Source organism: Fibrobacter sp. UWCM, from assembly GCF_900129735.1.
Classification (GTDB): domain Bacteria; phylum Fibrobacterota; class Fibrobacteria; order Fibrobacterales; family Fibrobacteraceae; genus Fibrobacter.
In genome coordinates this window covers 1-1922 of sequence record NZ_FQWR01000058.1, presented here as the reverse complement: position 1 = coordinate 1922, position 1922 = coordinate 1, and the positions used below count along the sequence as shown (strand labels likewise).

Genomic DNA, 1922 nt, shown 5'->3' with positions numbered 1-1922 from the left:
GTATACCACTTAACAAGAAAAAAGGATATATTTTAACTTAACCGGTAATGAATATGGTTGTTCATGAACCCACTATTAAAAAACCTACAAATCCAGTTCCTATAATAATGGACATGTGAACATCTTTTCAAGCGCAGATCTGGTTGGACTGATGTTTCGGAATATTGGTGGTGAATCAATAAACTATTAGGGAAAAATATGAAAAAACTGTTTGCTTTAGTATTAGTTTTTGCCGTCGGTTGTTGGTCTGTGCCCAAACCGATGGAATCTATAGAAAACTACAACGTCATGCTTTTGCATGGTGCCTATGAATCTGCAAAGGGTATTACAGAGAGTAGCGATTATCCATCGGCATATGAAGAATCTGTCTATCTTGGTGGCGATGCGTCCCTTGGAGCGTATTCTAAGGATTCCAGGATAACGAAATGGCTTTCGAAAAATGTATTTGAAGAACCTGATATTGGAAATAATCGTAACGCTAAGAATTCATACATTTACCACTGGCGAGCATTTACAAATCCTGCCAATAACTCGATCAACAATGCCAAGGAGCTGGGGCTACGGACATGGAATAAGGATAAAAAATTTGGACAGCGCCGGGCTTTGGTTGAAGAAGCTCAGGAAGTAAAAGCTGCTATTATAGATCCGGAAAAACCAAGCAATAACTTATATGGTCAGGAAGCTCTTGATTCTATACGTCGTTATCCAGATCTTTACAGGCAGATTCCTTCCCGCTATATCCTTATCGATCATTCGAAGGGTGGTATTGCTTCCCGTGAATGGATTCAAAACAGCGATTATTACTATGGTGATGTAGATAAAGTTATCACGTTGGACTCTCCACATGAAGGAACGGGTGCGCTCAACATGCAACTTGGTTTGCTATTATTTTGTAATAAAAAAGCGCAAAAAAGGTTTAAGGAGAACAGAGCATGAAACATCTGTTGAACAAGTTTGAAATTGAAAGACTGCTTGCTGTTTTGACGCTGGCGTTTGTATGCATATGCATGTGGGGGTGCTCCGAAGATAGGGTTCGCTGGAATGAGGGCTTTTCGGGAGCAGAAATAGTTGGGTTTGTTGACGATTCTTTGGTTATGGTTGGGAGCTACCAAATGAGAACGGAGTCTCATGAAGGAATATTTGAACCTTATTGGGATGTCGTTGAATCAGGACACGAGCGTTTGTGTGTTTATAATTACCGCGTTCAGGAAGATGGTCCGAGATGGTGCGATACCCTTGGTGAATATAACATGACGAATGCCTTTCGAGGGCAGATGACGGATTCAATTATTTGGGGCGGTGGTATGCCGAATTCAATTAGATTGTGGAAAATTGGGGAATCCCAACATCAGATAAAGCTGAAAAAATTAACAGAAGGGTGCTCTGGTGAATTTGGAATCACCTCGGTGAAACAATGGCTTGACGGAAAGTTTATTGCCCGTGGTGATAAATCATTGAATGCGGGCGGAGATAGTTGTCAGTACGCGGTTCTGGATACAATCTCTGGAACTTTGACTTACAAACGTTTGGATAAAAATTTGGAATGGATTAAGGTGTGCGATGATGTAAGAGCGTGGGGAAATGAAGTGTATTGTGTTATCCTTGATAATGAAGGAGAAAAAAGTCTTGTTTTAAAAAACAAACAGGACACGATTTCTGCACCTCGAAAATTTGCAATTGGAGGCTTTTGGGGTGATATGATTAAATTAAGCGGGAATATCTGTAGCATAAATAGTGATAAAATTACTTGTTCTGACGTAATATGGTATGGTAATGGTGATGGATTAAAATTTTATCAAAATGATGAGTTAGTGGTTGAATATTGATTGGACCATGCAGGAGTTTAATAAGAGGGTAGCATAAGCTACTATATTCATTGCGCAACCCCAAAAAGGTAAAACAATGGCAAAAGTCAACTACAA

General features: G+C 39.6%; 2 protein-coding genes. Both read left to right on the top strand.

Translation table 11 applies throughout. The features are described from left to right. Positions 1-198: 198 nt before the first annotated feature. Positions 199-936 carry a PGAP1-like alpha/beta domain-containing protein gene (locus BUB22_RS15940; protein ID WP_073116664.1) on the top strand — a complete coding sequence of 246 codons (738 nt, stop codon included), beginning with the start codon at positions 199-201 and terminating at the stop codon, positions 934-936. After that, positions 933-1826 carry a hypothetical protein gene (locus tag BUB22_RS15935; protein ID WP_073116662.1) on the top strand — a complete coding sequence of 298 codons (894 nt, stop codon included), beginning with the start codon at positions 933-935 and terminating at the stop codon, positions 1824-1826. Before BUB22_RS15940 ends, BUB22_RS15935 begins: the two co-directional genes overlap by 4 nt. Positions 1827-1922 lie beyond the last annotated feature (96 nt).